The organism is Pseudomonas sp. B6001 (genome assembly GCF_013386015.1).
Lineage (GTDB): Bacteria > Pseudomonadota > Gammaproteobacteria > Pseudomonadales > Pseudomonadaceae > Aquipseudomonas.
Genome location: NZ_JACAOX010000017.1, coordinates 394,018 through 407,111 on the forward strand (window position 1 = coordinate 394,018; position 13,094 = coordinate 407,111).

The 13,094-nt window shown below is 59.8% G+C and carries 10 protein-coding genes; 9 read left to right on the plus strand and 1 reads right to left on the minus strand.

The window, feature by feature from the left end:
• The first annotated feature begins 69 nt into the window (after positions 1-69).
• The 9 genes from HX821_RS19175 (at position 70) to HX821_RS19215 (ending at position 12,673) form a co-directional block, all read left to right on the plus strand.
• Positions 70-1,671: an ABC transporter substrate-binding protein gene (locus HX821_RS19175; protein ID WP_177021843.1), complete on the plus strand. Its 1,602-nt coding sequence runs from the start codon at positions 70-72 to the stop codon at positions 1,669-1,671.
• A gap of 258 nt (positions 1,672-1,929) precedes the next feature.
• Positions 1,930-3,558, plus strand: a complete 1,629-nt coding sequence (locus tag HX821_RS19180; RefSeq protein WP_003216000.1) for an ABC transporter substrate-binding protein — start codon at positions 1,930-1,932, stop codon at positions 3,556-3,558.
• A gap of 364 nt (positions 3,559-3,922) precedes the next feature.
• Positions 3,923-5,467 carry an ABC transporter substrate-binding protein gene (locus HX821_RS19185; protein WP_371316154.1) on the plus strand — a complete coding sequence of 515 codons (1,545 nt, stop codon included), beginning with the start codon at positions 3,923-3,925 and terminating at the stop codon, positions 5,465-5,467.
• 171 nt (positions 5,468-5,638) lie between these two features.
• Entirely contained in the window at positions 5,639-7,036 is a 1,398-nt protein-coding gene (locus HX821_RS19190; RefSeq protein WP_003215995.1) for an OprD family porin, read from the plus strand.
• An 81-nt stretch (positions 7,037-7,117) separates the two neighbouring features.
• Positions 7,118-8,716: an ABC transporter substrate-binding protein gene (locus HX821_RS19195; protein WP_102369916.1), complete on the plus strand. Its 1,599-nt coding sequence runs from the start codon at positions 7,118-7,120 to the stop codon at positions 8,714-8,716.
• A 74-nt stretch (positions 8,717-8,790) separates the two neighbouring features.
• Positions 8,791-9,801 carry an ABC transporter permease subunit gene (locus HX821_RS19200; protein WP_003215992.1) on the plus strand — a complete coding sequence of 337 codons (1,011 nt, stop codon included), beginning with the start codon at positions 8,791-8,793 and terminating at the stop codon, positions 9,799-9,801.
• Positions 9,802-9,811: 10 nt separating this feature from the next.
• Positions 9,812-10,723, plus strand: coding sequence for an ABC transporter permease subunit (locus HX821_RS19205; RefSeq protein ID WP_003215991.1), 912 nt, complete (start codon positions 9,812-9,814; stop codon positions 10,721-10,723).
• 10 nt (positions 10,724-10,733) lie between these two features.
• Positions 10,734-11,702: an ABC transporter ATP-binding protein gene (locus HX821_RS19210; RefSeq protein ID WP_003215989.1), complete on the plus strand. Its 969-nt coding sequence runs from the start codon at positions 10,734-10,736 to the stop codon at positions 11,700-11,702.
• A complete protein-coding gene (locus HX821_RS19215; protein ID WP_003215987.1) occupies positions 11,702-12,673 on the plus strand; it encodes a peptide ABC transporter ATP-binding protein in 972 nt (323 codons plus the stop codon). Before HX821_RS19210 ends, HX821_RS19215 begins: the two co-directional genes overlap by 1 nt.
• A gap of 113 nt (positions 12,674-12,786) precedes the next feature.
• Here the strand turns inward: HX821_RS19215 and HX821_RS19220 are convergent, their stop codons facing one another.
• Positions 12,787-13,062 carry a hypothetical protein gene (locus HX821_RS19220; RefSeq protein ID WP_003215984.1) on the minus strand — a complete coding sequence of 92 codons (276 nt, stop codon included), beginning with the start codon at positions 13,060-13,062 and terminating at the stop codon, positions 12,787-12,789.
• Between the last annotated feature and the right edge of the window lie 32 nt (positions 13,063-13,094).

The window sequence follows — 13,094 nt, forward strand, 5'->3', positions numbered from 1 at the left end:
GAACGGCGGTAACCTCGGTGACTGCCGTTTTCGTTCGGGCACTATTTGCCTGCCACTTCAGGGGTCTCCATGGAAAGAATCACCTTAAAACCGCTGCTCCTTGCTGCCGGCCTGCTGGCATTCATGCCCATGGCCCAGGCAGCCGGCACCCTGGTCTACTGCTCCGAAGCCAGCCCCGCCGGCTTCGACCCCAGCCAGTACACCAGCGGCACCGATTTCGATGCCTCCGCCGAAACCGTGTTCAACCGCCTGACCCAGTTCAAGCGTGGCGGCACTGAAGTCGAACCCGGCCTGGCAACCCATTGGGACGTGTCCAAAGACGGCCTGATGTATACCTTCCACCTGCGCGATGGCGTCAAGTTCCACACCACCGACTATTTCACCCCGACCCGTGATTTCAACGCCGACGACGTGCTCTTCACCTTCCAGCGCCTGCTGGATCCCGAGACCCCGTTCCGCAAGGCCTATCCATCGGAGTCGCCCTACTTCACCGACATGGGCTTGAACACCACGATCAAGAGCGTCGAAAAACTCGACGAGCACACCGTGCGCTTCAACCTGAACAACGTTGACGCCTCCTTCGTGCAGAACCTGGCCATGAGCTTCGCCTCGGTGCAGTCCGCCGAATATGCCGCGCAGTTGCTCAAGGAAGGCAAGGCCGCGGACATCAATCAGAAGCCGGTGGGCACCGGGCCATTTGTGTTCAAGCGTTACCAGAAGGATTCGCAGATTCGCTACAGCGCCAATAAACAGTATTGGAAGCCCGAAGATGTGAAGCTCGACAACCTGGTGTTCTCGATCACCCCGGACGCCGCCGTGCGCCTGCAAAAGCTCAAGGCCGGCGAGTGCCAGGTCAGCGGTTACCCGCGCCCTTCCGACATCGAAGTGATGAAGCAAGACCCCAACCTGCGGGTTCTTCAGCAAGCCGGCTTCAACCTGGGCTTTCTCGCCTACAACGTGACCCACCCGCCCCTGGACCAGCTCAAGGTGCGCCAGGCGCTGGACATGGCCATCGACAAGCCGGCAATTATCAAGGCGGTGTACCAGAGCGCCGGACAATTGGCGCAGAACGCCCTGCCTCCGGCCCAGTGGTCTTATGACCCGACAATCAAGGACGCGCCCTACGATCCGGCCAAGGCGCGGGCGCTACTAAAAGAAGCAGGGGTTGCACCAGGTACCACCCTCAACCTGTGGGCGATGACCGTACAACGCGCGTCGAATCCCAATGCCCGGATGTCGGCGCAGATGATCCAGCAGGATTGGGAAAAGATTGGCATCAAGGCCAATATCGTCAGCTATGAGTGGGGCGAGTACATCAAACGCGCCAAAGCCGGCGAGCACGACGTGATGATCTACGGCTGGACCGGCGACAACGGCGACCCGGATAACTGGCTGGGCGTGCTCTACAGTTGTGCCGCGGTGAAGGGCAGCAATTATGCAAAATGGTGTAACCCGGCCTACGACAAACTGGTGCAGCAGGCCAAGGTCAGCAGCGACCGCGAGCAGCGCATCAAGTGGTATCAACAGGCACAAAAAATCCTTAAGGAACAAGTACCTATAACGCCTATCGCAAACTCGACGGTTTTCCAGCCCCTGCGAAAGGAAGTGCAGGACTTCAAGATCAGTCCTTTTGGACTCACTCCCTTCTACGGCGTCAGTCTGAATAAGTAACAGCCGCGCCCCAACCGAGTGCGCCAGACGCCTCGGTTGGGCATTCCTGGTGCAGCCCTCGCACCGAAAAAAACCCTCAAAAGTGCGTAAATGTGTCTGAACTTACACATATGCGACATTCGTGTACGTTCGTACCACTGTTTAGCCGTTGTAGGCTCTCAACATCTTGCATTGGGTATGGGCCCTGCATAAGTATCCGCAGGTCGACTCACGAGGTCGCCCTCACTACCAAAAATGACAACAAATCATGAGGCCAACATGCTTAAACACGCAGTCATTCCGTTATTAGTCAGCGCCGGTTTAATGGCTGCTGCACCTTTCGCCCAAGCGGCGAGCAACCTGGTGTTCTGCTCCGAAGGGAGCCCGGCCGGTTTTGATCCAGGCCAGTACACCACCGGAACAGACTTCGATGCTTCGGCCGAAACCATGTTCAACCGTCTGACCCAGTTCGAGCGCGGCGGCACCGCTGTTGTTCCTGGGCTCGCCACGACCTGGGACGTTTCCCCGGATGGCCTGACGTACACCTTCCACCTGCGTGAAGGCGTCAAGTTCCACACCACCCCGTACTTCAAGCCAACTCGTGAATTCACGGCTGACGACGTACTGTTCACCTTCAACCGGATGATCAATAAAGACGATCCGTTCCGTAAAGCCTACCCGACCGAGTTCCCGTACTTCACGGACATGGGTATGGACACCAACATCAAGAACATCGAGAAAGTCGATGACCACACCGTCAAGTTCACCCTTGGCACCGTGGACGCCGCCTTCATCCAGAACCTGGCAATGAGCTTCGCCTCCATCCAGTCGGCTGAATACGCCGCCCAGCTGTTGAAGGAAGGCAAGGCACAGGACATCAACCAGAAGCCAATCGGCACTGGTCCGTTCGTGTTCAAGAGCTACCAGAAAGACTCCAACATCCGTTACACCGGCAACAAGGATTACTGGAAACCTGAAGACGTGAAGATCGACAACCTGATCTTCGCCATCACTACCGACCCGTCGGTGCGTATCCAGAAGCTGAAGAAAAACGAATGCCAGGTGACCCTGTTCCCACGTCCGGCCGACCTCAAGGCGCTGGGTGAAGACAAGGACCTGAAACTGCCGCACCAAGCCGGTTTCAACCTGGGCTACATCGCCTACAACGTAATGCCGGTCCTCAAGGGCCAGACCGCGCCTAACCCGCTGTCCGACCTGCGCGTGCGTGAGGCCCTGGACATGTCGGTGAACAAGCAGCAGATCATCGACTCGGTGTACCAGGGCGCAGGCCAACTGGCTGTCAACGCCATGCCGCCAACCCAGTGGTCCTATGACACCACCATCAAGGATGCGCCGTTTGATGTGACCAAAGCCAAGGCTTTGCTCAAGGAAGCCGGCGTCAAGGAAGGCACCGAGATCACCCTGTGGGCGATGCCGGTCCAGCGTCCGTACAACCCGAACGCCAAGCTGATGGCCGAGATGCTGCAGAACGACTGGAAACAGATCGGCCTGAAAGTGAACATCGTCAGCTATGAGTGGGGCGAGTACATCAAGCGTTCCAAAGGCGGCGAGAACCAGGCCATGATCATTGGCTGGAGCGGCGACAATGGTGACCCGGACAACTGGCTGAACGTGCTGTTCGGCTGCGATTCCCTGGCCGGCAACAACTTCTCCAAGTGGTGCGACAAGAAATTCGACGGCATCGTGAAAGAAGCCAAGGCGACTTCCGACGTAGCCAAACGCACCGAGCTGTACAAGCAGGCGCAACATATCCTCAAAGATGCAGTCCCGATGACACCTATCGCGCACTCGACGGTGTATCAACCCATGCGCAACAACGTGCAGGACTTCAAGATCAGCCCATTTGGCTTGAACTCCTTCTACGGCGTGAGCGTAAGCGGCAAGTAAGGATCTCTGGCGGCGACGTTTCATAACGTCGCCGTTATTGCATCCGCCAAGACCGTAGGAAACAGACCACCTCCGCACACGCTGCCGTCCTACGGCAGCTAACTGCGAATCGCGGCTCCGTTACCTACAAGGTCTGTCAGATTCGTTGCATTTACTGCCCGGCTCCCGCCCCATAACGTCGTGGTACGGCAGACGCATCGTCTCTGTAGGGCAACTGCCGTTGTGGGATCAGTGTTGTCGCAAGGTCGTGAATGACCTTGCGATTGCTCACTGACGAAAACAACAAACAAGGATCGGGATTGTTATGCGCCATACCACCGTTCTATCCGCGATATTTGGCACCAGCCTGCTGGCTGTGGCCTCGATGGGCCAGGCTGCCGAGAAAAAGAGCCTGGTGTTTTGCTCCGAAGGCAGCCCGGCGGGCTTCGACACCGCGCAATACACGACGGCCACCGATAACGACGCCGCCGAGCCTATCTACAACCGCTTGGCCGAGTTTGAAAAAGGCGCGACCAATGTCGTACCGGGCCTGGCAACCCGTTGGGATATTTCCGAAGACGGCCTGACCTATACCTTCCACCTGCGTGAAGGGGTGAAATTCCACGGCAACAAGGACTTCAAGCCGACGCGCGACTTCAACGCCGACGACGTGCTGTTCACCTTCAATCGCATGCTTGACCCCGAACACCCGTTCCGCAAGGCCTACCCCACCGAGTTTCCGTACTTCAACGGGATGAGCCTGAACAAGAATATCGCCAAGGTCGAGAAAACCGACCCGCACACCGTGGTGATGACCCTGAACACGGTCGACGCCGCGTTTATCCAGAACATCGCCATGAGCTTCGCCTCGATCCTGTCGGCTGAATACGCCGACCACTTGCTCAAGGTCGGCAAGCCCAGCGACATCAACCAGAAGCCGATCGGCACCGGGCCGTTCGTGTTCCAGCGCTACCAGAAAGACTCGCAGATTCGCTACACCGGCAACAAACAGTACTGGGACCCGAGCCGCGTGAAGCTCGACCAGCTGATTTTTGCGATCAACACCGACGCCTCGGTACGGGTGCAAAAGCTCAAGGCCGGCGAATGCCAGATCACCTTGCACCCGCGCCCGGCCGACGTCGAAGCCCTGAAGGCCGATCCGAATCTGCAACTGCTGACCAAGCCGGGTTTCAACCTGGGCTACATCGCCTATAACGTGCGGCACAAGCCCTTCGACCAGCTCGAAGTGCGCCAGGCCCTGGACATGGCGGTGAACAAGCAGAGCATCCTCAACGCCGTGTACCAGGGCGCGGGGCAACTGGCGGTCAACGCCATGCCGCCGACCCAGTGGTCTTACGACGACACCATCAAGGACGTCGCCTACAACCCGGAAAAAGCCAAGGAATTGCTCAAGGCTGCCGGCGTGAAGGAAGGCACCGAGATCACCCTGTGGGCGATGCCGGTACAACGGCCGTACAACCCCAACGCCAAGCTGATGGCCGAAATGCTGCAAAGCGATTGGGCGAAGATTGGTCTCAAGGTCAAGATCGTCAGCTATGAATGGGGCGAGTACATCAAGCGCACCAAGAATGGCGAGCATGACATCAGCCTGATCGGCTGGACCGGCGACAACGGTGACCCGGACAACTGGCTGGGCACCCTCTACAGCTGCGACGCCATCGGCGGGAACAACTACTCCATGTGGTGTGACCCGGCGTACGACAAGCTGATCAAGCAAGCCAAGGTCGTCACCGACCGCGAACAAAGGACTGTTCTATACAAACAGGCGCAGCAACTGCTCAAGCAGCAGGTGCCGATCACGCCAGTCGCCCACTCGACGGTCAACCAGCCGTTAAGCGCCAAAGTCGAAGGTTTCAAAGTGAGCCCCTTCGGCCGCAACGTGTTCTCGGGCGTCAGCATCAACCCATAAAAAGATAACCGGATTGCGCAGGGCGAGCATTCGCCTTGCTGCAAACGTGCAGCCTTATTTCGGGTTTTACCCATGGGCAAACGTTTGCAAAGGCTTGAATGAGTTACACACCCAATAGCCGGTTCACCTAAAAAGACCGGCATTAAAAAGAGAACCAAAGGAGCTTCACCCATGAAACTGAGCAGCACCGCGCTACTGGCCCTGGCCATCAGCAGCATCACGGCTAACGCCTACGCTGATCCTGCAAGCCAGGACTTCGTTCCAACCACACTGGCCGGCACCAGCGCCCAAAGCGAGGCCAAAGGCTTTATCGATGGCGCAAGCCTGGGCGGTACAACCCGCAACTGGTTCTCCAACGAACAACGCTTCCGTGGCAGCAAGTTCACTTACCAGAAGCACGGCGAAGCCCGTACTGACAACTACCGTACCAACTGGGTGCAAGGCACCATCCTCAACGCTACCTCGGGTTTCACCCAAGGCACCGTTGGCGTGAGCACTGAAGTGGCGGTCTACAACGCTCTGGTCCTGGACCGCAGCAAGCGCGACATCAAGGGCGGCTCCAACCGTACCCTGGCCGACTCCGACGGCGACGCTGTAGACCAGTGGAGCAAACTGGGCCTGGCCAACGTCAAGTTCCGTGTCTCGAACACCACCTTGACCGCCGGTCGCCAGAACTTCAGCAGCGGCATCATCGACACCATCGGTAACCGTGCGCTGCCTTCGAGCTTCGAAGGTGTGAGCTTCAACAGCGAAGAGTTCAGCAACCTGTCCTTCCAGGGCGGCGTGTTCGACCGCGTTTCGCCACGGACCGAGCAGAGCCTGTCGAAATTCCGTACTGAATACGGCAATGGTCGCCAGGAAACCGACAAGGTCAACACCCTGGGCGTCAACTACCAGCCGTTCAAGAGCCTGAAGACCAGCCTGTTCGCCGCTAACGTGGAAGACTTCTGGAACCAGTACTACTTCGGTGCTACCCACGAGCTGGGTGACAGCCAGACCCTGTCCCTGACCACGGGCCTGAACTACTACAAGACCGTCGACGAAGGCAAAAAGTTGATGGGCAAGATCGACAACGATACCTACTCGCTGTCGTTCGGCCTGACCCACCAGGCTCACAGCCTGACCTTCTCCTACCAGGCCGTGAACGGCGACGAGTACTTCGACTACCTGCACGAAACCAACGGCATCTACCTGGCCAACTCCCTGACGTCCGACTTCAACGGTCCGAACGAGAAGTCCTTCCAGATCGCCTACGGCATCAACATGGCCGAATACGGCGTGCCGGGCCTGAAGTTCAACGTCTACTCGGCACGTGGCTGGGGTATCGACGGTACTCACTACACCGGCGACGGCGGCCGCGCTGGCTTTGCCTACAACGGCATTCAGGCCCAGGACGGCGAGAAGCACCAGGAATACGGTGTAGGCGCGGCTTACGCGATCCAGAGCGGCGCACTCAAGGCCACCACCATTCGTGGTACCTACGTGACTCACCGTGCCAGCGCCAACCAGGCTGACGGCAACCTGCGTGAGTTCCGCCTGGTGACCACCATCCCGTTCAACATTCTTTAATCAGCGCCAGGTCGGCGGCGGGCTCAGGACGGGCCCGCCGCCTACGCTTGTCTGGTCCAATCGATTGCAGAGGGCTCTTAGATGAAAATGCTCCCGTTACAAGCCGCCATTGCCGCTGCGCTGTTGAGCGTTGCTGTGGGCATCTCGGCCAAACCGTTGGTCGTCTGCACCGAAGCCAGCCCGGAAGGCTTCGATCCGGTCCTGTACACCACGGCTGTCACCGCCGACGCCGCGGCCGAAACCATCTTCAACCGCCTGGTGGACTTCAAGCCCGGCACCACCGAAGTGATCCCGGCGCTGGCCAAAGACCTGCCCGAGATCAGCGCCGATGGCCTGACCTACACCTTTCACCTGCGTGACGACATCAAGTTCCATACCACCGACTACTTCAAACCCACGCGCAACATGAACGCCGACGACGTGCTTTGGAGCTTCCAGCGCCAGCTGGACCCGAATCACCCGTGGCACAAAAAGTCCAACGTGGGCTACCCATACTTTGAAAGCATGGGCTTCAAGGAACTGCTCAAGAGCGTAGAGAAGACCGATGACCACACCGTGGTCTTCACCCTGACCCGCCCTGAAGCACCGTTCCTGGCCGACCTGGCCATGGCGTTTTCCTCGATTCACTCCGCCGAATACGCCGACCAGTTGCTCAAGTCCGGCAAGACCGATGACCTGAACGCCAAGCCCATCGGCACCGGCCCGTTCATCTTCACCCGCTACGCCAAAGACGCCCAAGTGCGCTTCAAGGCCAACCCGGAGTACTTCCGTGGCAAGCCGCCGGCTGACCCGCTGATCCTGGCCATCACCACCGACAACAATGTGCGCCTGCAAAAGCTCAAGGCCAACGAATGCCAGATCGCGCTGTATCCGAAACCGGATGACGTGCCGAGCATGAAGGCCGACCCGAACCTGAAGGTGGCGGAACTGGCGGCGATGACCACCGCTTACACCGCCATGAACACCACCCACAAGTACATGAGCGACGCGCGGGTGCGTCACGCGATCAACATCGCGTTCGACAAGAAGGGCTACAACGAATCCCTGTACGGCAAAGGCAACGCGGTCGACGCCACCGGCCCGTACCCGCCAACCCTGCTGGGTTTCAGCGACAAGCTGAAAAACCCGCCCCGCGACCTCGACAAGGCCCGCGCCCTGCTCAAGGAAGCCGGCGTACCGGAAGGCACCGAGTTCACCCTGTTCACCCGCAACGGCGGCGGCCCGACCAACCCCAACCCGATGCTCGGCGCCCAGCGCATGCAGGCGGATCTGGCGCAGATCGGCCTGAAAGTGAACATCAAGGTCATGGAATGGGGCGAAATGCTCAAGCGCGCCAAGAATGGCGAACATGACATGGTCTCCGCCGGCTGGGCGGGGGATAACGGGGACCCGGATAACTTCCTCACCCCGAACTTGAGTTGCGATGCAGCGAAAAACGGCGAAAACTACGCCCGCTGGTGTAACAAGGAGTTTCAAGACTTGATCGACAAGGCGCGCGCCATCGCTGAACCCACCCAGCGCGCTGCACTCTATGAACAAGCAATGGACGTTTTCGACAAGGACCAACCATGGATTCCCATGGCTTACCCGAAAATGTTCACCGCCATGCGTAAAAACGTCGAGGGTTATACCCAAAGCCCTCTGACCACAAATAACTTCGCCACCACCCAGGTGAAGTAGATAAGAGACGCTCGGCACCGTCGACATTGACGGTGCCGAACCTGCCTAACCGGCTGATTGAGGTACACAACAAGATGTTTAGTTTTATTGCCCGCCGATTGGGGTTATTGATCCCCACGTTTTTCGGCATCACCTTGCTGACCTTCGCGTTGATTCGCATGATCCCTGGCGACCCCGTCGAAGTCATGATGGGCGAACGACGAGTCGACCCCGAGATGCACGCTCAGGCAATGGAACGCCTTGGTCTGAATAAACCGCTCTACGCGCAATACCTGGATTATGTCGGCAAGCTCGCCCACGGCGACCTCGGCGAATCCCTGCGCACCCGTACCAGCGTGTGGACTGAATTCACCGCCCTTTTCCCTGCGACCCTGGAACTGTCCATGGCCGCCCTGTTGTTCGCCGGCATCCTGGGGCTGTTAGCCGGGGTGATCGCGGCCTTGAAGCGAGGATCCCTGTTCGACCATGGGGTGATGGGCATCTCCCTGGCGGGATATTCGATGCCGATCTTCTGGTGGGGCCTGATCCTGATCATGTTCTTCTCCGTCAGCCTGGGCTGGACGCCAGTCTCCGGACGGATCGACCTGCTCTACGACATCGAGCCGCGCACCGGCTTCATGCTGATCGACACCCTGCTGGCCGACGAGCCGGACGCATTCTGGGACGCGTTGCACCACCTGATCCTGCCGGCCATCGTGCTCGGCACCATCCCGCTGGCCGTTATCGCGCGCATGACCCGTTCGTCGATGCTCGAAGTACTGCGCGAAGACTACATCCGCACCGCCAAGGCCAAGGGCCTGTCGCCGGCACGCGTGGTGTTCGTCCACGGCCTGCGTAACGCCTTGATCCCGGTACTCACCGTGGTCGGCCTGCAAGTCGGCACACTGCTGGCCGGCGCGGTCCTGACCGAAACCATCTTCTCGTGGCCCGGCATCGGCAAATGGCTGATCGAAGCCATTGGCGCACGGGATTATCCCGTGGTGCAAAACGGCATCCTGTTAATCGCCTGCCTGGTGATTCTGGTGAACTTCGTGGTGGATATCCTCTACGGCTTCGCCAACCCACGCATCCGTCACCAGCGCTGAGATCATGACCATGACCACACCTACTCCCGCGGTAGCAGTCGATCAAAGCCTGCTGTACCCGTCCCCGTACAAAGAATTCTGGCAAGCCTTTTCCAAGAACAAGGGCGCCGTTGCCGGCCTGCTGTTCATGTTGCTGGTGGTGTTTTGCGCGCTCTTCGCCCCTTGGGTGGCCCCGCATAACCCGAGCGAGCAATACCGTGACTTCCTGCTGACCCCTCCGGCCTGGCTGGAAGGTGGGCAGATCCAGTTCCTGCTGGGCACCGATGAACTCGGTCGTGACCTGCTGTCGCGCCTGATCCAGGGTTCGCGCCTGTCGTTGCTGATCGGCTTGTCGTCGGTGGTGATGTCGCTGATCCCGGGGATCTTGCTGGGCCTGTTCGCCGGTTTCTTCCCGCGCCTGCTCGGCCCGACCATCATGCGCCTGATGGACATCATGCTGGCCCTGCCGTCGCTGCTGCTGGCTGTGGCCATTGTCGCGATCCTCGGCCCTGGCCTGATCAACACCGTGATCGCCATCGCGATCGTGTCGCTGCCGTCCTATGTCCGCCTGACCCGCGCTGCGGTGATGGGCGAACTGAACCGTGACTACGTGACCGCCGCACGCCTTGCTGGCGCCGGCCTGCCGCGCCTGATGTTCGTCACCGTGCTGCCGAACTGCATGGCGCCGCTGATCGTTCAGGCCACCCTGAGTTTCTCCTCGGCGATTCTCGATGCTGCCGCCCTGGGCTTCCTGGGCCTTGGCGTACAACCGCCAACCCCTGAGTGGGGCACCATGCTGGCCTCGGCCCGCGACTACATCGAACGCGCATGGTGGGTCGTGAGCCTGCCTGGCTTGACCATTTTGCTCAGCGTGCTGGCAATCAACCTGATGGGCGACGGCCTGCGCGATGCGCTGGACCCGAAACTCAAGAACGCCGCCTGAGGAGATTCCCATGTCACTGCTAGAAATCAAGAATCTCAATGTCCGCTTCGGCGACAAGACCGCCGTGCCGGTGGTCGATGGCCTCGACATCTCCGTCGACAAAGGTGAAGTACTGGCGATCGTTGGCGAGTCGGGTTCGGGTAAATCCGTGACCATGATGGCGCTGATGGGCCTGATCGAGCACCCCGGTATCGTCACCGCCGACGCCCTGAACTTCGACGGCAAGGACATGCTCAAGCTGAGCAACCGCCAGCGTCGGCAGATCGTCGGCAAAGACCTGGCGATGGTGTTCCAGGACCCGATGACCGCCCTGAACCCCAGCTACACCGTGGGTTTCCAGATCGAAGAAGTGCTGCGCCTGCATTTGAAAATGTCCGGCAAGCAAGCGCGCAAGCGTGCCATCGAACTGCTCGAAAAGGTGGAAATCCCGGGCGCAGCCAGCCGTATGGATGCCTACCCGCACCAGTTGTCCGGTGGTATGAGCCAACGTGTGGCCATCGCCATGGCGATTGCCGGCGAGCCGAAACTGCTGATCGCCGATGAACCGACCACCGCCCTCGACGTGACCATCCAGGCCCAGATCATGGACCTGCTGCTGGCCTTGCAGAAAGAGCAGAACATGGGCCTGGTGCTGATCACCCACGACCTCGCGGTAGTGGCCGAAACCGCCCAACGCGTGTGCGTGATGTATGCCGGCCAGGCCGTGGAAGTCGGCCAGGTGCCGCAGTTGTTCGACATCCCGGCGCACCCGTACAGCGAAGCGTTGCTCAAGGCGATCCCCGAGCACAGCCTCGGCGCCACGCGCCTGGCCACGCTGCCGGGTATCGTTCCCGGCCGTTATGACCGCCCGCAGGGTTGCCTGCTGTCGCCGCGGTGCCCGTATGTGCAGGAGTCCTGCCGCGCCCAACGCCCGGGCCTTGACCCGAAAAGCCACAGCCTTGCCCGCTGCTTCTACCCGCTGAATCAGGAGGTGGCGTAATGGCCGTCGTACTTACCGCCCGCGACCTGACCCGTCACTACGAAGTGTCCCGTGGCCTGTTCAAGGGCCATGCCCTGGTGCGCGCACTCAACGGTGTGTCGTTCGAACTGGAAGCCGGCAAGACCCTCGCGGTCGTAGGCGAGTCCGGTTGCGGCAAATCCACCCTGGCCCGCGCCCTGACCTTGATTGAAGAGCCGTCTTCCGGCTCGCTGAAAATCGCCGGGCAAGAAGTCGCCGGTGCCGACAAGGCCCAGCGCAAGCAACTGCGCAAAGACGTGCAGATGGTGTTCCAGAGCCCTTACGCCTCGCTGAACCCGCGCCAGAAGGTCGGCGACCAACTGGGCGAGCCGCTGCTGATCAACACCAACCTGTCTGCCGCGGAGCGCCGGGAAAAGGTCCAGGCGATGATGAAGCAAGTGGGCCTGCGCCCTGAGCATTATCAGCGCTACCCGCACATGTTCTCCGGCGGCCAGCGCCAGCGAATCGCACTGGCGCGGGCGATGATGCTGCAACCCAAGGTGCTGGTGGCGGATGAACCGACCTCGGCGCTGGACGTATCGATCCAGGCCCAGGTGCTGAACCTGTTCATGGATTTGCAGCAGGAATTCAACACCGCCTACGTGTTCATCTCCCACAACCTCGCGGTGGTGCAGCACGTCGCCGACGACGTAATGGTGATGTACCTCGGCCGCCCGGTGGAAGTGGGCCCGAAGGAAGACATCTACGCACGCCCGCTGCACCCGTACACCCAGGCGTTGCTGTCGGCAACCCCCACCATTCATCCGGACCCGAACAAACCGAAGATCAAAATCGTCGGCGAGTTGCCCAACCCGTTGAACCCGCCGTCTGGCTGCGCCTTCCACAAGCGCTGCCCGTACGCGACCCAGCTGTGCAGTACCGATGAACCGGTGCTGCGACCACTCGACAACCGCCAGGTGGCTTGCCACTACGCGGAGCAATTTGTGGTCTGACGTGCAAAAAAAATGCTCTGGAGGGTGAGTCCAGAGCATTCCAGTGTTCTACAGCCCTGCTTGTCGGATAGCGCATCTGTTCGGCAAGCGGGGCTTTCTTTTGCCTGCGTTACTTACGTATCGCTGTCGCCATCGTTGTAAGTGTCGCTGTCTTCGCCATCATTGTCCGGGTTCTCGGCATCGTCATCGTCCTTGGAACCGCCCTGGTTTTCGTCACCGGGCTCGGATTCACTCTTGGCCAACTGCAAGCCACCCGCCTGCACCGTCTTCGCCGCCACAAATCCCGTGCCATGGCTTTGCACAGCCGTATTGGCCCACGCGGCAGACATGCCCAATGACATCATCACCAGCACTTTGAGCAACAGCACCACACGTTGAAAGATACTCATGGTCGAATTCCGCCCAGTCAGAAGATGAATTG

Excerpts from the sequence above, each read along its gene's own strand:
- HX821_RS19175 (WP_177021843.1), top strand. The coding sequence starts at position 70 with ATGGAAAGAATCACCTTAAAACCGCTGCTCCTTGCTGCCGGCCTGCTG.
- HX821_RS19180 (WP_003216000.1), top strand. The coding sequence starts at position 1,930 with ATGCTTAAACACGCAGTCATTCCGTTATTAGTCAGCGCCGGTTTAATG.
- HX821_RS19185 (WP_371316154.1), top strand. The coding sequence starts at position 3,923 with ATGGGCCAGGCTGCCGAGAAAAAGAGCCTGGTGTTTTGCTCCGAAGGC.
- HX821_RS19190 (WP_003215995.1), top strand. The coding sequence starts at position 5,639 with ATGAAACTGAGCAGCACCGCGCTACTGGCCCTGGCCATCAGCAGCATC.
- HX821_RS19195 (WP_102369916.1), top strand. The coding sequence starts at position 7,118 with ATGAAAATGCTCCCGTTACAAGCCGCCATTGCCGCTGCGCTGTTGAGC.
- HX821_RS19200 (WP_003215992.1), top strand. The coding sequence starts at position 8,791 with ATGTTTAGTTTTATTGCCCGCCGATTGGGGTTATTGATCCCCACGTTT.
- HX821_RS19205 (WP_003215991.1), top strand. The coding sequence starts at position 9,812 with ATGACCACACCTACTCCCGCGGTAGCAGTCGATCAAAGCCTGCTGTAC.
- HX821_RS19210 (WP_003215989.1), top strand. The coding sequence starts at position 10,734 with ATGTCACTGCTAGAAATCAAGAATCTCAATGTCCGCTTCGGCGACAAG.
- HX821_RS19215 (WP_003215987.1), top strand. The coding sequence starts at position 11,702 with ATGGCCGTCGTACTTACCGCCCGCGACCTGACCCGTCACTACGAAGTG.
- HX821_RS19220 (WP_003215984.1), bottom strand. The coding sequence starts at position 13,062 with ATGAGTATCTTTCAACGTGTGGTGCTGTTGCTCAAAGTGCTGGTGATG.